Origin of the sequence: Silvimonas sp., from assembly GCF_031291215.1 — a bacterium.
GTDB lineage: Bacteria > Pseudomonadota > Gammaproteobacteria > Burkholderiales > Chitinibacteraceae > Silvimonas > Silvimonas soli.
This window is the reverse complement of the sequence record NZ_JARLJK010000066.1, coordinates 191,525-211,792: the sequence shown is the minus strand read 5'-3', so window position 1 is coordinate 211,792 and position 20,268 is coordinate 191,525. Positions and strand designations below refer to the sequence as shown.

Sequence of the window (20,268 nt, the reverse complement as noted above, 5' to 3'; positions counted from 1 at the left end):
CCAGCAACGCCGCCAGACGCGGGTTTCTGGTCATGATTTTGCTTATTGAGGGTGCTTGTGCGGCTGGCTACCTGATTCTGGAGCGCAGCTGGATTGAAGCGGGGGTGGCACGGAACCTCCAAAACGTGTCAGCGATGCATCGGCGCAGCTTTGAACAGCTTGAATCGACGCTGGAATATCAGCTGGCAGCGGTCGGCGAAGCGGTAAGAGGTATGGGTGACAGCACACGGGACCACCTGGAAAAGCATGTCCGGCTGCAAAAGGAGCTGACACATCGCTGGCTCGATACGATTGCCATCCTGGACCCGGATGGCAAGATCGTTGCCGTTGACTCCAATGTGCCACTGGCATCGGTCCTGCCTCCCGAAGTGCTGGCAGCCTATTCCTTCAAGGATTTGCCCCGTTTTCGGGCTCTCCAGGATAGCGGAATAGAGACGGCCAGCTTTTTTATTCCCATTCCCCAAGTACCTGAACTGGGTGGCGGCGTCATGGTGACGTACCGGCGGATCACCGCCCTGGATGGATATCCAATGGGCAGTGTGATCGGCTATACCAGCCTGCAAAGCCTTTCGGCCTTGCTCAATACCGATGCAACGCACGGATTTGATCTGGGTAAAGATGGTCTCCTGTCCCTTCTTGATCTACATACGCGCCAGCTTTTGTTCCGCTATGTATATGCAGGTAATCCGGCCGGGGGCCATTTAATGGGCACGGTGCCCCTGCGCACCACGTCTGTTCGGGATACCAGCTATGGTCCGGATGTGAAATATATTCGCTCCCCTATCGACGGTGTGGAACGGCTTGCCGTGCTGACCCCCCTGCACAATGGCCAGTGGGAGCAACTGGTGGGTGCAAGCAAGGATGTGTACCTGTTCAACTGGCGCATCCAGGTGGCCTTCTCCGTGCTGGCGTTTGCGTGCCTGGCGGTCCTGCAGTGGTTGCTGCTGGGGTTTTTCCAGCGCAGCCGTGAACAGCGCGCACTGCTGGATCTGGTGCTCGATAGCGTGGACGCAGTTGCATATATCAAGACCAGTGACCGGCGCTTTGTGTATGTCAACGCCAATACCGCTGCCCTGATTGGCTTGCCGGCTGATCAGATTGTCGGTCGTCTGGACAGCGAGGTCGTGCCGCAGGCTGCAGCCGATGAATATTATGCCAAGGACCTCGAGGTGTTTGACTCAGGCCGCAAGCACAGCGGCATGGACGTCTTCACCCCAGCTGGGGATAAAACCAGGTACTACATGGCGGTCCGGGTGCCAGTGCACCTGCCGGGTCAGCCACCGGCACTGATCGGTTTTTCCACCGATGTGACCGAATTGCATGAACAAACCCTCGCGCGCGAAGCCGCCGAGAAAGAACTGGCGACGCACAACCACGCCCTGTGGCTGAACAATCAGGTGCTAGAGAAACTGGGACAGAATGCCCCGCTGTCTGAAGTGCTGGACACCATGCTGCGCATCACCGATAGCTATCGTCCCGGGATGTTGGGGGCCGTGTATCTGGTCGCTGACGATGGCCAGGCGCTGACTGTCTGTGCCGCCCCTAATTTATCTGAGGCGTGGAAGCAGGTCGCAGTGCGGATCCCTATCGATGAATTGAACGGGGCTTCAACGTTGGCGGTTCGCAGTGGCGAAACGGTCATTGTGGAGGATGTAGCCACTGATCCGTGTTGGGTCGCAACGCGTGACAACGCTCTTGCAGCTGGTCTGCGTGCAGCGTGGTCCCAGCCAATAAAAAACAGTGAGGGCCAGATTCTCGGCGTCTTCGTGATTTACAAGCAAGAACCGGCCACACCGGACGCTCACGATCTCGCCCTGCTGGCGGCTTACGCCCGGCTCGCGCAGATGGTCATCGAACGCTCGCGACTGGCCGAAGCCTTGCAGGAAAGCCAGGACCGGTATCGCCTGATCGCAGAGAACAGCAAGGACATGATCTGGGTGATGGACTACCCCTTTTTGACCTGCAGCTATGTCAGCCCCTCTGCTGAACGGCTACGCGGCTGGACGGCAGAAGAAATGCTTGAACAGCGGCTCGAAGCGTTTGTGTCAGCGGGGTCGGTAAGCCGGGTGAGAGAGGCCTTGCAGGAAAGCCTGCAGCGTATTGCTCAGGGAGATTCGACGGGGCGGTTCATTGCGATGGAACTGGAGTATTTGCATAAGGACGGTCGTAGCATACCGTGCGAGATCGTGGCCAATATCATGCTGGACAGCACCGGCACACCGACCCACATCGTGGGCAGTACCCGCGACATCACCCGGCGCAAGGCTGCCGAGGCACTGGAACACCGCAATCAGGAACTGCTGGCACAGGCCGTCGTGCAAGAACTACAGCAGCAGGAACTGCGTGCCACGCAGGCCTGGTTCAGCAACATTGTGGAATCTGCGCCGGATGGCATGCTGGTGGTCGATAGCCAAGGGCTGATTACGCTGGCTAACGGTCGGCTGGAAACCAAGTTCGGTTACGAGCGCGGGGAGCTGGTCGGGATGCCGGTAGACATGCTGGTGCCTTCGGGCTTTCGTCATTCGCATGGCGCTCACCGTGAAGAGTTCAGACTCGAACGTGACACGACGCGCAGCATGGGCACGGGCCGCAGAATTTTCGGCCAGCGCAAGGACGGCAGCGAATTTCCGCTCGAAATCCGTCTGTCACGCATGCCTGGGCGCAATGGTGGAGAAGCTCTGGTTTGCGCATCCGTGCGGGACATCACCCAGCGCTTGCAGGAAGAAGCCACCCATCGGGCACTGGAAGAACGCCACAGCCTGATTCTTGCCACCGTCAGCAGCGGTGTTCTCGGGATTGATCAACAAGGCAACATCACCTTCGCCAACCCGGCTGCGGCCACTTTACTGGGCCATGACGAACTGGAACTGGTGGGGATGTCTTTACCGCGACTGGCCCGCTATGCGGCGGAAGATGGCAGTGAACTGCTGGCGCGTGAATCCTGGCATCTGCTGCCAGCAGATATGACCAAGCCCTCGCGCGGTACCGACGCATATTTGTGGCACAAAAACGGGACTGGTTTCATCACGGAATATGCCATTACCCCCACGCTGCAACCGGCAGATCAGACTTGCATGGTCATCACGTTCCGGGACGTGACGGCGCGGGTCGAGGCCGAATGGTTCCGTGCCTCCGAGCAGGAGCGCCTGCAACGCATCATGGAAAGCAGTCCGGTCTGCATTGCCTTTTCCTCAAGGGAGCAACTGCATTTTGCCAATCCGGAGTTTGTGGACACGTTCGGTATCGGTGCAGGCGACCAGTCTGTGGCGCTTTATGTCCGCCCGGAAGAACGCCTTGAGCTGTTTACGGCCATTGATAAGCACGAAAATACCCGCAATCGCGAGATTCAGTATTACGACCGCGACCACCGTGTACGGGACATGCTGGTCACTGCTGTGTCAACAAAACTGAATGGTGTGCAGGGGGTACTGGCCTGGCTTGTCGACATCACAGAGGTCAAGGCGACGGAGCGGGCCAGACAGATTGAGCTGCAATATCAGGGGCAGCTGGAATCCCTGGTCGAGGAGCGCACCGCCGAATTGACGGCCGCCAAGGAAGTGGCCGAGGACGCCACTCGCGCCAAAAGCGATTTTCTCGCCAACATGAGCCATGAAATCCGCACCCCGATGAATGCGATCATCGGCATGTCGCACCTGGCGCTGAAAACCGAACTCAATCCACGACAGCAGGATTACCTGGGCAAGATTCAGCAATCGGCCCGTCTTTTGCTGGGCATCCTCAACGACGTGCTCGATTTTTCAAAAATCGAGGCCAGAAAACTGACTATCGAAAGAGTGGACTTTCGGTTGACGGAGTTGCTGGCACGGATTGTTGCGGTGGAGGGTGATAAAGCGAGGAGCAAGTCCCTGGCACTGACGGTTGAGGTGGCCTGCAATGTGCCGGACAAGCTGGCGGGCGACCCCACTCGCCTGAGTCAGATTTTGCTTAATTATGTCAGCAATGCACTGAAATTTACCGAGCAGGGACCTATCCGCATCGAGGTCAGCCTGGATGATCGCCACGCCGACGAGGTGTTGTTGCGCTTCGCTGTCAGCGACACCGGGATCGGCTTGACTCCGGCGCAGTGTGATCAACTGTTCCAGGCCTTTCAGCAGGCGGATACGTCGACCACGCGGCGCTATGGCGGGACTGGTCTTGGCCTGGCCATCGTCAAAATGCTGGCAGAACTCATGCAGGGCGAGGTTGGTGTCGAAAGCGAATACGGCCGTGGCAGCACTTTCTGGTTCACTGCGTGGATGGGGCTGAGCTCTATTGCTGACGAAAGCCAGACCGATGCCTCGGCACACCTTCTCGCAGGGCCTCCCCAACTGGACGGCAAGCGCATCCTGCTGGTCGAGGACAACGAACTGAACCAGCTGGTCGCGGTGGAACTGTTAAAAGAGAGCGGCGTGGCGGTCGATATCGCGGACAACGGCGCGATCGCCGTAGAGCTGGCTGCAAAAAACGGCTATGACCTGATCCTCATGGACATGCAGATGCCGGTCCTGGATGGTCTCCAGGCTACGCGACAGATCCGCGAACGTGGCCGGTGCATGCATGTGCCGATTGTGGCGATGACCGCCAACACCCAGGAGCAGGATCGCAACCGTTGCCGGGAAATCGGGATGAACGATTACCTGGCCAAACCATTCGAGCCCGAAGCGCTGCAGGAGATTTTGCTCAAGTGGGCGTCCGGTGCGGCGAGTCACGACTGACTGATTCCTGTTTGCTTCGGAGGTTGGCGATCGGCAAGGGAGCGGGGCTAACCGATGGCCACCGGCTCACGACGGAGAGCCCCCGCCACTACCATCTGGGGGTACGCCACCCCGAGGTTCGATCAGGCTGCGGCGCAAAACTGGCAGCTCTCTACAGAATCAGAGGCAGACGAGATCAGTGGACGGATTGCCTGGATTACTCAGCTCCGCCTTTTAGCGCAGATTTGTTTTCTCAAAAAAGCGTAAAACGTCCAAACGTGTTGCCTGAGTTCATCAATGCCACTTTTGCGGTGAAGAAAAAGCATCCCATATTCTGCGCACTGCCCCACATGACTCCATTCTTCCCAATCAGTTAAGGCCGGGACGGCATTGAACCTACAAAAATGCTTCAGCTGCTGGTGCTATTCAATAGCCCGTTACTGCTGGCCGATGCACTTCATTCTGTTCTTAACAATAAATAAATTTGAGTGTTTTTAATTGTGCACCCGACGGCACCCACTGACTCGGTCTGGGGCAGCCTGACGACGTACTCATCCCCGCGCTGATCGCAATTTCTGGCCCATGTCATTGATATGGCTAGCCAAAATTCACATTCTTCATCCGTTTTTCTGTTTTGCTCAGACCTGCTCAGTTTCGTTGCGCGAAAAGTGTTTAAAAGACATTTGTATGCCATGCGGGGAGTTGGGCGTTCTATTGCGTTTCCCTACCAATGCACGGCCACGTGTTTTGCAACGCATAAGCCCAAATACAGAGGTCAGGGATGTGATGGAAATCAGGTGGAAATCAAATTTGGCGGGGTCTGCGGGCGGGGCCAAATCAAGTCAGCGCTTTGCGCTTTCAGAAATGGCGTTTGCGCTCATGGCTGTTTTTTCGCCTGCGTACGCCGTAGCTGCAAACCCGCTATCTGCTGCCGGTATCACTGTTATTTGGGGCCAGACCGATGGTGCCATTCAAAATACCGCGGCCTCAGGCTCGGCGATAAGCGCAACGGCTGGCGGCCTGATAACGGTCTCGAATACCCAAGTCTCCGAGACCAATTCAGGGGCCCTGACGCGGGGTCTGCTTGCGACGGGTAAAAACGCGAACGGCAGTGGGTCCTCCATCCAGGCAACCAATACGAATATATCCGTCGCTGGCGCGGGTAGCGGAACGAACGGTGCATCTGCTGCGGTTGGCGTGCAGAGCGGCTCGGGCGGTGAAATATTTTTGAGTGGCGGTACGGTCAAAATGACCGGTGCCAATCTCGCCATCGCAATACGGTCCCTGGACGGTGGTTCGACCAACACTACCGGAATCGCCATTTCTACTGTCGGTGTCAGCTCTCACGGCGTTCAGGCATTTGAGACCAATAGCGCATTGACCGCACTGGTCACCGTCAATGGCGGCAGCGTAACCACGGCGGGGCCCAACTCCTACGGATTGTTTGCCCAGAACACCGGCGCGACCGTAAACGACAATGGCGCCCGGATCACGACCATGGGCGATGTCGGGCGTGGCATCTACGCGAATGCCGGCGGCGTGGTAAACGTGGCGGGCGGCATCATCACCACAAACGGCAGCTATGCGGTGGGCATGTTGGCATCGGGTGTCGACCCGAACAACCTCAACAGCCTAGGGACAATTATCGCGTCAGACGTGACCGTTGTTGCGAACGGTTCATTGACTGCGGGCATTGCCGTAGGCTCTTCTGATGGCAACCCTGCTGACAACGAGATTGGCGGCAGCATCAACTTCACGGGCGGCAGCATCACCACCACGGGAAGCCAGGACGTGGGTGTGCTCGCTCAATTGGGCGGCTCCATTGGCCTGCGCAATACATCAGTCACGAATACAAATACCGCTGACACGGAGGCAATGGGACTGTATGCGACCGGCGCCGGGTCGTCGATCACTGCAGCCAACACGCAAATCTCCGTGGCAGGCATCGGAAATGTCAGCGGCCCCGGTATACCCATCGGTGTAGAGTCCGGGGCGGCAGGCGTCATATCCTTAACGGATAGTACGGTCGCAATGATCGGCAATGGCCCGTACGAGGAGGGTTTGTATGCAACCGGTACCGGTTCGTCAATCATCGCAACCAACACGAATATTGCTGTGGCGGGGACTGGAACGGCTAGCGCCGCCCCTGTTGGCGTGGATGTAGATGAGAAGGGCAACATATCCTTGACGGGAGGTTCGGTGGCGATGACCGGCACCAACCGCAGCAACGCGCTACGGTCCTCTACCGGCGGTACCATCACGACGAACAGCACTGCCATTTCCACCAGCGGCACCAATTCTCACGCGGTCCTGGTGGTCGGCAGCGCACCTTCCTCGCAAGTCACCATCAATAGCGGCAGTGTGGCGACGTCCGGCACGAATTCCTACGGCCTGTTTGCAGATAACACTGGCGCGATCGTTAACGACAACGCGGCCCGGATTACCACCACCGGCAGCGTTGGGTTTGGCATCTACGCGTACGGGGGCGGCATTGCAAACGTGACTGGCGGCAGCATCGTAACCAGCGGCAGCAATGCTGATGGGATGCTTTCGTCAGGTACCGATGCAAATAATAACGCCGGGAGAATTATCGCTGCAGGCGTGACTGTCGTTACGCATGGCACGCAGTCCGTGGGCATTGCCGCTGGTAACCCTGGTGACTCCGAGATTGCGGGCAACATCGACTTCACCGGTGGCAGCATCACCACCGCCGGTAGCCAGTCTGCGGGCGTGTCGGCGCAACTGGGTGCTTCTGCCTCTCTTCACAACACAACGGTTTCTGCCAGCGGACCGGGCTCCGCGGCGGTGTCAGTTGGCAGCGGAGCGAGGCTGAACGTTGGGGGTAGCACGCTCACCTCGGCCCAATCAGCAGGGATAGCAATTACTGACGATGCCACCGTGAACTTGACCGGGACGACCGTTAAGGCCGGGCCATCCAGTGCGTCCATTGTCTCGACGCTGGATACAGCAGGTCAGACGCAGTCCATCACAGTAGGGACCGGCTCTACGCTGACGCAAAACAATGGCACACTTTTGCAGGTGAACCGCACTGGTGGTGGCATCGATGGCATCGTAAATCTGACACTGCAGGCCGGGTCGGTTGCCACAGGCAACATCGTGGATACGGTAACGAGTGGTGGTACTGGAAAGACGAACTTTGATGTTCAGGCGGGTGCCCTCTGGTCCGGTAATACGCAGGGTGTAAATAACACGAGCGTGGGTGAAGGTGGAAGTCTGACCTATGGTGCGGTTGGCGCTAATGCTGGTCATGCAACGGCTATCGCAGGCGATGTCAGCGCAACCAACTACACCGCCGTGACATTCAATACAGCGGCGACGGTGGGCGGAAGTGTGGCCTCCGGCAACAATTCAACTGTGGCCTTCAACCAGACAGCAACAATCGGTGGGGGGGTGACTTCGGGTCAAAGCTCTGCCGTCGCGTTTAACGACGCTGTAACGGTGAATGGAACAGTCCAGTCCGGCGACAATTCGACCGTCGCGTTCAAAGGTGCGGCAACGGTAGGCGGAAACGTTACCTCTGGCGGCAATTCGAAAGTCGCTTTCGAACAGATTGCGACCATTGGCGGCAATGTAACCTCCGGCCCGAACGCCACCGTTGCGTTCAATAACACCGCAGCAGTTGCTGGCAATGTGCAGGGTACGGGGACGACCATCGTTTTTGCACAGGGCGTGAGCATCGGCCAGAACCTGGCGACGACCGGCGGCAGCGTAACATTCGACGGTGCTGCGACGATTGGCAAAGACATTTCGGCCAATAATTCCACCATCGTATTCAGCAAGTCCAATCCAGTAACGGTAAATGGGAACCTTGTTCTCGATAATGGTGCAGTCACAAGTGGTGGCGCGACAGGCGGCAACAGCCAGTTAGTGGTGGCCGGTGATGTTTCTGTCAATGGCGGATCAAAGCTCGGCGGTAACCTTAGCGTTATTGGTAAAGTGAGCGGCAACGGCATCATTGTGCCGAGTATGGCAAGCGCTCCTGCTCCCGTTCACCCCTCTGTTAACACTACCGCTGTTATCGCGCCGCTGGCTGCCGGCAAAGGGGCGCCGTTTGCATCCGCCAGGGCAGTGCTAAGGGATGCCGTCCCCCCCGCATCTGTGTCGCCGGGCAATTCGGTTGCTACGCAGACCTATGGCAGCCTGTCCGGATTCACCGGCACTTATATGGCCGGCGTGAATGCCGCAGCTCAGTCGGATCTGGTTGTTGTCCGCAGCAACGTCGATCTGTCGCAGATCAAGCTCGTAGTGGGCCAGGAAAACGGTACCGATGGCTACCGTATCAACACGCCATACGCTGTTCTTCAAACAACGAACGGCGGCACAGTGCAAAACAAGTTCGCAAGTGCCGACCTTGACGCATCGTTCGACAACACGCTCCTCATGCTCAGTCCGGTCAAGTACGATGCGACGGCGGCAATAGTCAGTCTTATGGTTGATCCGGCCAAGGTGGCTGTGGTCCGTCAGTCCATGACGCAGAATGAGAATGCGGCGCTCACTGGCGCGATGTCGGCAGCGGGCCCGAGCTTGATGGTAGACGCGCTGTTTACCACTGCGATCAAAGGATCGAACTTCGATCAGGTATCGGGTGAAAGTTATGCATCTATCAAGACCGCTCTGATTCAGGACAGTCACTACCTGCGCGATATGGAGATCAATCGCCTGCGTTCAGTGTTCGCACCTGCGGTGGTAGACAATGCGGATGGCAGGTATGTAGCGGGCTCAGCCGGCAATGGCTCCGATCTCTGGGCGACCGGGTTCGGCGCACGGAACCATGGGAAAGCTACTGACGGAGCCGCAGAGCTGTCTGCTTCGACCAATGGCACCGTGGTGGGTGTGGATAAACTCCTCGACAAGAACTGGCGTATTGGCGGCCTCGTGGGGTACAGCCAATCGAACTACCATGTCGATGGCCTTTCATCTTTGGCCAGTACCGATAACTACCATGTGGGGATGTACGGCGGTACGCAAGCGAGCGGCTTTGGGGTGAGACTTGGCGCTGCTTATACCTGGAACAGCATCAAGGCACAGCGCGCTATCAACTTCGCGGATTTTGTTGATCATACGAGCAGCCATTACGATAGTGGCGTCGCCCAGGCATTTGGCGAGATTGGCTACCCGTTGCAATTGCGTCATGTTGCGTTCGAGCCGTTCGCCAATATGGCGGCGGTTCGCCTGCGCACTACGTCATTCAGCGAAACAGGTGGTGGGGCTGCGCTGGGCAGCCAGGGCGATGAAGAGAGCATTGCATTTTCCGCGCTGGGTCTGCATGCCTCGTCGAACTTTGACGTTGGCACATCACAACTTGCGGTGCAGGGCAAACTGGGTTGGCAGCACGCCTTTGGTGCCGTCAACCCAATGGCTGCGCTCTCTTTTGCGGGCGGTCAGCCATTCAATGTCGCTGGCATCCCCCTTATGCGAGACGCCGCGCTGGTAGAGGTTGGGCTAAACGCGCGTTTGACCAAGTCCTCTCGGGTGGGCTTTTCCTATTCGGGACAATTGAATGGGCGGGCAAAAGAACATGGCTTTACTGCGAACCTTGACTACCAGTTCTAACTTTTTGTGGCGCCGAGAGACCGGCTCCTCCCGATGAAAAGTCAACTGCCCTGACGTTCGGGGTCCTGAAAGCAGCTGCTGTTACACATGCAATAACGGACATTTCAACCATGAGTCTGAAATGTCTGGTATGGCCGAGAATGAGTTAATGGTGGTAAGACATCAAAATTGGGTTGGTGTAGGCCTGCAAGCGGATCTCGCATTCTGCCTTTTCGGGCTTGGGATTTGCGTAAACCGAATTCTATCGACAGGGGGGCGGCCCCTAACGTGGCCAACTTGTTTGCCGTTCACGTCATTGCGCGCGAAAACGCCCCCGCAGCCAGCCAATCGGGGCGCCTATCAAGGGCAGTTTTTGCCAAAGTTCTTCGGCCACATCCCAGTAATCACGATGGTCGATCACCTTGCCAGTGTCATCGAACAAAAAGCGGGTAGCGCCATGCACCTGGTAGCGGGTGCCTTTCAGGCCAAAGTCGAAATCCCACGTGACAAAGCCGCGATCAGCATCGGCCAGCACTTCGCGAATCACAAAGTGCGGCGTCTGTGTGGTTTCAAACATATGCGCAAATACCCGGCTGATCGCGGCCAAGCCCGCTACATCGTTGAATGGGTCTTTAAAGCGGGCGTCTGCGCGGTAATACAAACCAATCTGCGCCAGGCTCTGCGGCGTCAGTGTGCAATACCAGTCGAGTAGTCCATCAAACGGCTTCATCACAATCCCAGTGCACGGTTAAGCAAGGCAAAACGCCAGCGATAAGGTAGCAAGCTGGCCAGTTGTACCAGCAGGGTAAAGCGGCGCGGAAAATCAATCTGGAATTGACCGCGGGCCAACCCGGCCAGGATACGGTCAGCGGCTTGTTCCGGGGTCAGCAAGGCGGGCATGGTAAAGGTGTTTCTGGCGGTGAGCGGGGTTTTGACAAAGCCCGGGTTGATCAGAAAAACTCCCAGCCCCTTGGGATGCAGATCGGCATATAACAGCTCGGCCAGGTTGATCAGCGCCGCCTTGGTGGGGCCGTAAACCGTGGCGTTGGGCAAGCCCATGTAACCGGCCACGCTGGCGATAATGGCAATATTGCCCGCGTGGCGCGCCAACATGGTGGGCAAGATGGTTTCCAGACCGAAGTAAACGCCCGTCAGGTTGACCTCAATGGTGCGGCGGGCCCGGGCGGCCTCAATCTCCCATGCGCGCAGGGGTTGGTAGTCCGCAGCGCAGAACACCACCAGATCAACACCGCCCCACAGTGCGCGCAATGCGGCGTGGCCCGCCTCCCAGGCTTCGGGCTCGGTGACATCCATGGGCAGAACCAGCGCGTTAGGGCGATTGGCAGCGACCAGTTCCAGTTTTTCAAAATGCCGCGCCGATAACGCAACCTTGGCGCCTTGCCCGATCAGCTTTTGCGCCACTGCGGCGCCGATTCCGCTGGAGGCACCCACCACCCAGGCACGCGTGCCAGACCAGTTTTTCAAGCGAGGATTAAGCGGAGATGGCCACATTCGCGTTTACTCCTGCTTGCGGAAAAACAGCGTGACCTGGCCCACTTCGATGCCGAACTTGCTGACGCTGGCGCGATTGATCATGGCGTGGGAGTCCATCAGGTACATCCAGTCATCAAACTGGACGTCATAGGTGGTGTCATCTACCGGCAGCCGCAAGGTGTAGCGCCAGTTGAGCGCATTGCCAGCAACCCGACCTACCGCTTCGCCAATCACGTCGCTGGCGGTGCCGTGCCAGCTGCCGTCAGCGGCGTGAGTGAGTGTCCAGACGCGCTGTTGGGTTTTGCCATCGCTGTACACAAAGTGTTCATCCAGGATGAGTTTGCCGTCATTGATGCGGCCATCAATCTGCACGTGAAAGCGTTTGACCACTTCGCCATTGCGCTTCTGGAACATGCCCCAAGCCTCATTGTGGCCGGTGAAATACTGGGCCAGATCCAGTTGGGGGCGCTCGTTGGCGTAGTGGCTGACATCCGGTCCGGCACACGCAGCCAATACCATGGTAAACAGGGCGATCAGGGTGCGCTTCATGCGGGTTGCTCCTCTTTGGCAATGACCTGGAAATACAGAATTGCGAATGCCAGCAACTTGAGTACGCCTGGCAAGGCGCCATAGACCAGTCCCAACGCCGAGCCGCCCGATCCGGCCACGCCGGGCCGGTAACCCAGCCACGCCAGCAAAGGCAACGCCAGGCCGGATATCGCGGTGGCCAGCTTGGCCAGCAAACTCCAGACACCGTAGTGAGCGGCAGGGTCTGCGTCGGGCGGGATCGCGCGGGCCAGCAATACCGGCGGCAAGGCCAGATCAGCGCCCAGTGCCAGCCCGGCCAGCAGACAGACCGCGCCGTAGGCCAAGACATCACCCGCACCCAGAAAGATCGTCCAGACGAAAGTGGAAGTGGCCAGGACCATGCTGCAACCCCAAGCCCGCGCCGGACCAATGCGTTGCGCGAGGCGCGTCCACACGGGCAAACCTGCTGCGCCAGACAAGAAATAAACCGCCAGAAACAGGCCCGCCCACTGCGGCTTGAGAATGCGGTCGGCAATGAAGAACAGTGCCAGGGTGGCGGGAATGGCGATCGACAATGCGTTCACCAGATACGGTAACCACAGGCGGCGAACCGCCGGGCTGGCCCGTACCCGCGCCGGTGGTACACCCGCGCGAATCGGCCATAGCGGCGCAAAATGCAGCAACAGGATCAGGCCCATGATCAATAGCAGCGCAAAGCCACCGGCAAATACCGCCATCGATTGCGCGGGTGGCCAGGGGGCTGCGGTCATCAGCCACACCGGCAATACGCTGGCCAGAACGACGCCAGCCAGACCAGATGCTTCACGCCAGGCCGCCGCACGAGTGAGAGTGGGCAGATCGGGGGTCATGCGTGCTCCCCACGCCAGCAGCGTGATATTGAGTACGCTATGCGCGCTGTAGATCAGGGCCAGCATCAGCGCCAGCCATCCGGCCAGAGCGGGGGTTGAACCGGCTATTGGTGGCAACCACAGGCCGGTGAAAGCCAGTGCCAGCACGATTGCGGCGAGCCACAGCGCCAGGCCCAGCGCGGTTTTGCGCGCCATGACGTCAATCATCCGGCCCAGCCACGGGTCTTGCACGGTGTCGAAAATACGCGCTGCAAACAGTACAAAACCGGTGACCGGCAAGGCTAGTCCCAGATGTCCGGCATACCAGGCAGGCGCTTGCACGTAGACCGGCAACGCAACCATGGCCAATGGCATGCCCAGAAAACCATACGCTGCCAGTGGCAAGGTTTTCATGGCTTGCCACCGAGCAACCGGGTACGCAGCGCGGGGTCGCGGGTGGCCGGGTCAAGCCAGATCGAGAAAAATGCCCGCGCGAACACCGGGTCATCAATCTGGGCATTGAGCGCATCGCCATGATAAAACCGTACGCCGAGGCCCGGCAGATAGACGCCGGTGAGCTGATCGCCAATCTGCACGTCCACAAATGCCCGCAACATCTGTTTGCGCCAGTTTTCCAGCTGCGTGTCTGACAAGATGGCGCCGTAGATGCGTTTGAGTTCATCCACGCTGGCATCGGCGATCTTTTCACGGGTCAGGGCGCGGTTGTAGACCAGTTGCAGCGCAAATGGCTGGTTCTCATCGAACGGCTCGTGACGGCTGAACAGCCGGGCGCTGTAGATTTTGAATCCCAAGTAGCGAAAGTCGCCTTCACCAATCAATTGCGCATTGCCCAAATCACTACGCCAGCCAGCGGATGCCGTGGCGGCTGTGAGCATGAGCATCAGCAGCAACGCATTAGTCGCGGCGTTCCAGCAAAAACTGGACGACATCGGTGCGGCCCTCGTCGAAACCGGCTTCGCAATAAGCCAGATAAAGTTGCCAGGTACGGATAAATGCATCATCAAAGCCTTGGGCGAGCACGGCAGGGTGACTGGCGTCGAAGGCCGCGCGCCAACGGCGCAGGGTTTCGGCATAGTCTTTGCCAAAGGCGAACACGTTGTTGGTGAAGAAACCCGCCTGGGTTGCTCCGCTCACAAAGCGTTCTAATGAAGGCAGCATGCCGCCCGGAAAAATGTACTGGCGGATAAAATCGCTGCTGGTGCGATAGCGTTCAAAGCGGCTTTCTTCAATGGTGATCGATTGCACCAAGGCCTTGCCGCCCGGTGCCAAGCGCTCGCGAACCACCTGAAACCATTGCTCCCAGAACTGCACGCCAACGGCTTCAAACATCTCGATGGAAACCACGGCATCGTATTGCCCGGTAACGTCGCGGTAGTCGCGCAGTTCCAGTTGCGCCAGCGCGGTAAGGCCCGCATTGGCGATGCGTTGCTGCGCGATTTCCAGTTGCGCGGGGGAGATCGTTACGCCATGCACGGCAATCCCGCGTTGCGCTGCGTAGTGAGCAAAACCACCCCAGCCACAACCGATTTCCAGTACGCGCATGCCGGGTTTGAGCTTGAGCATATCCAGCACCTGCTGGTATTTGGCGGATTGGGCATCGGGCAAGGACAAACTGAAATCCCCGGCAAACAAAGCGCTGGAGTAAGTCCAGCTTTCGTCCAGCCACAAGCGGTAGAAATCGTTGCCCAGATCATAGTGGGCGTGGATGTTCTGGCGGCTGCCAGCACGGGTGTTGGGGCGCAGCCAGTGGCGTAATGCGTACCAGGCGCGGGAGACCCAGTTGCCCCAAACCGTGGCGGTCATGGCGGATTCATTGCGAATCGCCAATTGCATCAAGGCGGTCAGATCCGGCGATTCAACCCAGCCATGGCGCAGGGCGTGCGCAAAGCCGATATCGCCGCCGGTCATGATGCGCTGGCAGGCGCTCCAGTCGTGCACGAACAACTCCGCGCCGGGCAAGGTATGAGAATTGCCAAATAGCAATCTGGCCCCACCCGGAGTTACCAGGGTGAGGTGGCCCGTGTGTAGTTTGCGCAGGGTTTTCAGAAACAGCCGCGCGGCGGCAGGAGCGCTGGACGGCGCCAGCGTTAGCGATTGGGTTTGAATCACGACTTGATCTCCTCGTGATGGGCCAGCGTCAAGCTGTGTTGTGGCGGCGCGGGTTTTTGATGAAATGGCACTTTGCCCAGCCATAATTTGAGCGCCTGCCAGTGAATACGGACCCCCACGCCGACCGTGAGCAGCGGGTGAGTCAGCAACGCGCGGCCTAAATTGCGCACGCTAAAAGGAACGGCATGCCCACCGATCGCCGTACGGATCAGCAAGCCTTGCGCATCGTGGTAATCAATCGCGGTAAACACGGTGTTTTCACACTCACGCAGGCGGAATTCGTAGTGGCCTTGTACCTGGCAAAACGGCGACACATGTAGCTGTTTGCGGCAAGTGAGCGTGGTCTGGGGAGTGATTGGGGCGTTATCCGGGGCGGTGAGCAGATAACGGTGATGCTCGCCAAAGGTGTTGTTCACCTCGGCCAGTACAGCGCGCAATCCCCCGGCGGCATCGTGGCAGTACCAGAAGCTCACCGGGTTAAACACATAGCCAAACATGCGCGGAAAGGTCTGCAACCAGATACGGCCATCGGCAGGCAGCCCTTCTGTGGTTAGTAGTTGGCGTATCCATGAGCTCAGCGGTGTGTCGTCCCGCGCCCCGTAGTCGCGGGTATTGATCCCCAGCACGCGCCAGCGATTCACGCCAAACAAGGCATTGTTCAGGGAATCGAGCTGGTCTATATCCAGCCGCAAGCAGAACACGCGGTAGACAAACCGGCGCGGTGCGGGGCGCAAGCGCTGGTGCATGACCTGGCCGAAGACGAGTTTGGCGCCGTTCATGTCACACCTGCGCCCATGCCGGTTGCGCGGCAAAGTCGGCCGCCACGCGCAGGGCGGATTTAAGCCCGTCCTCGTGAAAGCCGTATCCAGTCCAGGCCCCGGCAAACCAGGTGCGGTTTTCACCTTGCAACTGTGGCAGTAGCGTTTGCGCGGTAACCGCGTTTTGATCCAGCAAGGGGTGTTCGTACTCAAAACGGGCGAGCAGCTTGTCCGGTGCTGGTTCACTGATCGGGTTCAAGGTGACGATCACCGGATCAGTAAACGGCAACGGTTGCAGTTGGTTAAGCAAATAGCTCACGCAGACCGGGCGGTGCCCATTCACGCTGGCGCCGCCCAGGTAATTCCAGGCGGACCATACCTTCTGGCGTTTCGGCAGCAATGATGTATCGGTATGCAGCAGCGCCACATTGGGTTGATAACGCACCGCACTGAGCAGCGCCCGTTCGCCGGCGCTGGCGCCATCGCTCAGCAGTTGCAGCGTGGTGGGGGCATGGGTGGCAAAGACCACCGCATCAAAGAATTCATCGCCATGGCGAAAGCGCACCTTGACTGAATCTGCCGAGCGCACGACTTCAAGCACCGGGGTACGTAAGCGCAAATCCGCCAAGGCTTCACAGAGCTTGCGCACATATTCTCGCCCGCCGCCCATCACCGAACGCCATTGCGGGCGGTTTTCGATTTGCAGCAAGCCGTGGTTGATGCAGAACTGCAAGAAGGTGGCGGCAGGAAACTTGAGGATGTCATCGGTGGCGCTAGACCAGATCGCCGCCGCCATCGGCAATAGGTAGTCATCCCGAAACGCCGTACCGTAGCCACCCTGTACCAGCAGTTGCTCCAGCGAAATACCGTTAGCGCGAGTGACTTCCAGATTGCGCGCGCTCTCGCGGTTGAAACGCAGAATGTCGCGCAGCATGCCCAGAAAACGTGGCGAAACCAGGTTCTTGCGCTGGGCGAATACCGTATCCAGATTGCTACCGGCCCATTCCAGCCGCCCACCATCCAGCGATACCCCGAAAGACATATCGCTGGGCTGCGAGCGCACGCCCAACTGTTCGAACAGCGCAATCAGGTTCGGATAGGTGCGGTCGTTGAACACCAGGAATCCGGTATCGACCGGGTGGGTGACGCCATTGAGGGTGACGTCTACCGTGTTGGTATGGCCCCCCGCATAATGGCCAGCTTCAAATACCGTTACCGCATGGTCGCGCGCTAGCAGCCAGGCGCTGGCAAGGCCGGATATCCCGGCGCCAATGACCGCAATGCGCTGTCGCGCCGGGTTGCCGGGTTTACGAATGTTTCCCACCGTGTTTCCTTTTTTGTGTTGTCTTGTCTAACCACATACGGGCCGCACGATGGTCTGGATGCAGTGCCATGCAGTTGATCCCCCCAAATGCAACAACGCTGCGCCGGTTTGGCGCTTTATGGCACCATCCCGAGAAATCATCGCCCTTGCTGGAAAAGCTGTTTCAACTGGCTAGGGCGGTGCTAAGATGGGTTTGTGACCCTTCTGTAAAAAAATCTACCATACAGTAAACGAAATTACCAATGAGTATTTTAGCCAAACTCAGTTTCAAGGATCAGGCGTTCAAATTGCGTGAAGACGCAATTCTGGATGCGACCACGCGCACCTTGGCCAGCAAGGGGTTTGATCTGATGACCATGGACGACATCGCCGCAGAGGTGGGAATTTCCAAACCCAGCCTCTACAAGCACTTCAAGTCCAAGGATGATCTGGTCGGCGAGGCGATGATTCGGCTGCTGGATGCTGCGTTGGTGTGGTTTGCAGCGCTACCGCCCGATTTGACACCCGCAGAGAAATTGCGGGGATTGCTGGCTTGGGCGTTGCAGATCCGCCTTGAAGGCGGGTTGCCGCTGATGCCATCAACCAGCCCGCAAGTACGGGACATGCTCACCCGCAATATGCGGTACGTAACCCGCGTGCTCAAACTCAATGGCGTGCTGGAAAAAACCGTACAAAAAGCCAAGGCCAAAGGCGAACTGCGCAGTAATCTGCCTGACCAGGTCATCCTGTTCAGTTATTACTCACGCACCTGCGACCCTGCTGTCGATTACCTGCGCCTGTACGCCAAAATGGACGATGACAAAATCATCGCGCACATGATCGACGTGTTTTTTGAAGGGGTGAGCCAGAGCAGTTAAACGCTAGATCAGTCGTGCGAGTACCTGAGGATAACTATCCTGGGGTTACGGGATACGCATAGGTGGTCTCTACCTCATGGCGGAGCAAACCGCCCGACAGGCGTCAGGGACTGATTCCGATCAAGCGTAAAGACGGTTTCCTACCCGACCATCGCCTGAATAGATGCCTTGTCGTTCAACCAGGTGTCATCGAAGAAGGTGACTTCACCCGTGGCCAGGTCGTGTTTGGCGCCAATGATGCCAATCTTGCCGGCGGCGACCATGTGCTCGAGGATGTAGCTGCGATTGATGATCGAGCGCACCGAATGGCGTACGTTCAGGTCGGCAACATTCTCGACGAACGCAGGGTTCTTCGAATTGCGCTTGGTCGGTTCCAGCGTCTGGCCCTCCTGGTACACTGCTGGCTGGATTTTCGACAGCAGTTCGGTCAGGTTCCCAAGTTCCACGTGATCGCAGGCGCCTTTGATGGCGCCGCATGAGGAGTGTCCGAGCACCACGATGAGTCTGGACCCGGCTACGTTGCAGGCAAACTCCAGGCTACCAAGGATGTCGGTGTTGATCACATTACCGGCGATACGCACGGAGAAGATATCCCCGAGGCCCTGATCGAAGATGAGCTCGGCCGATGTACGGCTGTCGATGCAGCTGACGATGGTGGCGAATGGCCATTGACCATCGCGAGTTTCATTGGCTTGCTGCAGCAGGTCGCGGCTCTCGCGCAGATTGTTGACGAAGCGCGCGTTGCCTTCCTTGAGAAATTGCAGGGCGAGTGCCGGGGTGACGGTGGCTTGGGTTTCAGAGGTATGCGTTTTCATAGTGAGTCGTATCCAGCCTTCCAGCGATTGCGCTGGGTCGCAATGTTACCAATGGCAGAAAATAAGCAATAATCGATATTTATGATGATATTTATCGATAAATCTCTATGAATGCCACCTTTCGTCAATTGCGGCTCTTTCTGGCGCTGGCCGAGCGCGGTAGCATCACCGCCGCCGCGGAGGCCTGCCATGTCACACAGCCGACGGTGTCGATGCAACTGCGCGAACTTGCCGAGGCCGCCGGTCTGCCGCTTTACGAGCAGATCGGCAAACGTCTTTTCCTGACCGCTGCTGGCGAAGCGCTGGCCGGAACGGCACGGACCATGCTGGACGAGTGGCTCACGTTTGAGCAGACCCTTGATGCCATGAAGGGGCTGGAACAGGGACGCTTGCGCGTCGCGATGGTGAGTACCGCGAAGTACTTTGTACCACGCCTGTTGGGCAACTTTTGTACGGAACACCCGAACATCGAGATTGCACTCGAGATACTGAATCGCGACGGGGTGGTCGCACGTCTGCGCGAAAACCGTGATGATCTATACATCATGTCGATGCCGCCCGAGAACCTCGACCTCGAACAGCACGCGTTCCTGCCTAATCCGCTGGTCCTGATTGCCTCCGACGGGCACCCACTGAAGGGGCGCCATCTGGAACTTGCTGACCTCTCGGCCGAACGCTTCATCCTGCGCGAGCGTGGTTCAGGCACACGCCTGGCATGCGACGCGTTTTTCTCGGGCGCTGCCTTCGTGCCGCAAGTCAGGCTTGAGTTAGGCAGCAATGAGGCGATCAAGCAGGCTGTTGCCGGAGGCCTCGGTCTTGCAGTGGTTTCGCGTCATGCTCTTCCTGCGCGCCCCGCGGACGATCAACTGACCATTCTCAATGTGGACGGTTTTCCACTCCAATCCCGGTGGTTCACGCTTTATCCACGCGGCAAAAGGCTTTCTCCGGTTGCTGCGGTTTTTCTCGAACATCTCGAACGAACAGCGATGGAATGGAGTGAGCGGCGCGAGTCAGGCTTTTAGGCGGCAAGGATAAATGAAAGGCCGCTTGAATCTACTACTTGTCGTTGCTCCGGTGAGAGGGTGACCGGCAGGTGAGGTTCGAAAGCCGCTATTGAAGTTCGCTACACTGACCGTGGGCAATCCAACTGTGCGTGTGCATCAACCGCAGTGGTTCATCAGCTTTGGCGTAGGTGTATTCCTTCGCCGGCATGGCACCCAGAATCTGCGCGGGGTCGGTTTCTATCAGCCCCAGGTTATCCGCAGAA

The 20,268-nt window shown here is 58.2% G+C and carries 13 protein-coding genes; 4 read left to right on the top strand and 9 right to left on the bottom strand.

Annotation, left to right across the window (positions count from 1 at the left end; translation table 11 throughout):
* Nucleotides 1-32 precede the first annotated feature (32 nt).
* Together P4L78_RS08885 and P4L78_RS08880 are read left to right on the top strand one after the other, a co-directional pair.
* Nucleotides 33-4,715 carry a PAS domain S-box protein gene (locus P4L78_RS08885; RefSeq protein ID WP_309327682.1) on the top strand — a complete coding sequence of 1,561 codons (4,683 nt, stop codon included), beginning with the start codon at nucleotides 33-35 and terminating at the stop codon, nucleotides 4,713-4,715.
* An 858-nt stretch (nucleotides 4,716-5,573) separates the two neighbouring features.
* Nucleotides 5,574-10,268 (top strand): autotransporter domain-containing protein, encoded by a 4,695-nt coding sequence (locus P4L78_RS08880; protein ID WP_309327681.1) that lies wholly within the window; start codon nucleotides 5,574-5,576, stop codon nucleotides 10,266-10,268.
* A gap of 292 nt (nucleotides 10,269-10,560) precedes the next feature.
* Here P4L78_RS08880 and P4L78_RS08875 read toward each other — a convergent pair whose 3' ends face one another.
* From P4L78_RS08875 to P4L78_RS08840, 8 genes are read right to left on the bottom strand one after another with little or no spacing between them, the layout of a single operon-like run.
* Nucleotides 10,561-10,977 carry a nuclear transport factor 2 family protein gene (locus P4L78_RS08875; RefSeq protein WP_283147821.1) on the bottom strand — a complete coding sequence of 139 codons (417 nt, stop codon included), beginning with the start codon at nucleotides 10,975-10,977 and terminating at the stop codon, nucleotides 10,561-10,563.
* Nucleotides 10,977-11,759 (bottom strand): SDR family NAD(P)-dependent oxidoreductase, encoded by a 783-nt coding sequence (locus P4L78_RS08870; RefSeq protein ID WP_309327679.1) that lies wholly within the window; start codon nucleotides 11,757-11,759, stop codon nucleotides 10,977-10,979. The genes P4L78_RS08875 and P4L78_RS08870 overlap by 1 nt, the downstream gene beginning before the upstream one ends.
* A gap of 6 nt (nucleotides 11,760-11,765) precedes the next feature.
* A complete protein-coding gene (locus tag P4L78_RS08865; protein WP_283147823.1) occupies nucleotides 11,766-12,290 on the bottom strand; it encodes a DUF3833 domain-containing protein in 525 nt (174 codons plus the stop codon).
* Nucleotides 12,287-13,531 (bottom strand): MFS transporter, encoded by a 1,245-nt coding sequence (locus tag P4L78_RS08860; protein WP_309327678.1) that lies wholly within the window; start codon nucleotides 13,529-13,531, stop codon nucleotides 12,287-12,289. The genes P4L78_RS08865 and P4L78_RS08860 overlap by 4 nt, the downstream gene beginning before the upstream one ends.
* Complete coding sequence (locus P4L78_RS08855) at nucleotides 13,528-14,067, bottom strand: chalcone isomerase family protein (protein WP_309327677.1); 540 nt, start codon at nucleotides 14,065-14,067, stop codon at nucleotides 13,528-13,530. The genes P4L78_RS08860 and P4L78_RS08855 overlap by 4 nt, the downstream gene beginning before the upstream one ends.
* Entirely contained in the window at nucleotides 14,033-15,247 is a 1,215-nt protein-coding gene (locus P4L78_RS08850; RefSeq protein ID WP_309327676.1) for a cyclopropane-fatty-acyl-phospholipid synthase family protein, read from the bottom strand. Before P4L78_RS08850 ends, P4L78_RS08855 begins: the two co-directional genes overlap by 35 nt.
* Complete coding sequence (locus P4L78_RS08845; protein WP_309327675.1) at nucleotides 15,244-16,026, bottom strand: DUF1365 domain-containing protein; 783 nt, start codon at nucleotides 16,024-16,026, stop codon at nucleotides 15,244-15,246. The genes P4L78_RS08850 and P4L78_RS08845 overlap by 4 nt, the downstream gene beginning before the upstream one ends.
* Nucleotide 16,027: 1 nt before the next feature.
* Nucleotides 16,028-17,329: an NAD(P)/FAD-dependent oxidoreductase gene (locus P4L78_RS08840; RefSeq protein WP_405051516.1), complete on the bottom strand. Its 1,302-nt coding sequence runs from the start codon at nucleotides 17,327-17,329 to the stop codon at nucleotides 16,028-16,030.
* A gap of 242 nt (nucleotides 17,330-17,571) precedes the next feature.
* On the opposite strand from P4L78_RS08840, the gene P4L78_RS08835 reads away from it, so the two are divergent.
* Nucleotides 17,572-18,186: a TetR/AcrR family transcriptional regulator gene (locus tag P4L78_RS08835; protein WP_283147829.1), complete on the top strand. Its 615-nt coding sequence runs from the start codon at nucleotides 17,572-17,574 to the stop codon at nucleotides 18,184-18,186.
* A gap of 140 nt (nucleotides 18,187-18,326) precedes the next feature.
* On the opposite strand, the gene P4L78_RS08830 is transcribed toward P4L78_RS08835, so the two are convergent.
* Nucleotides 18,327-19,001 carry a carbonic anhydrase family protein gene (locus P4L78_RS08830; protein ID WP_283147830.1) on the bottom strand — a complete coding sequence of 225 codons (675 nt, stop codon included), beginning with the start codon at nucleotides 18,999-19,001 and terminating at the stop codon, nucleotides 18,327-18,329.
* A 107-nt stretch (nucleotides 19,002-19,108) separates the two neighbouring features.
* Between P4L78_RS08830 and P4L78_RS08825 the strand changes: the two genes are divergently transcribed.
* On the top strand, nucleotides 19,109-20,023 hold the full coding sequence (locus P4L78_RS08825; protein WP_309327674.1) for a LysR family transcriptional regulator: 915 nt from the start codon (nucleotides 19,109-19,111) through the stop codon (nucleotides 20,021-20,023).
* The last annotated feature ends 245 nt before the right edge of the window (nucleotides 20,024-20,268 follow it).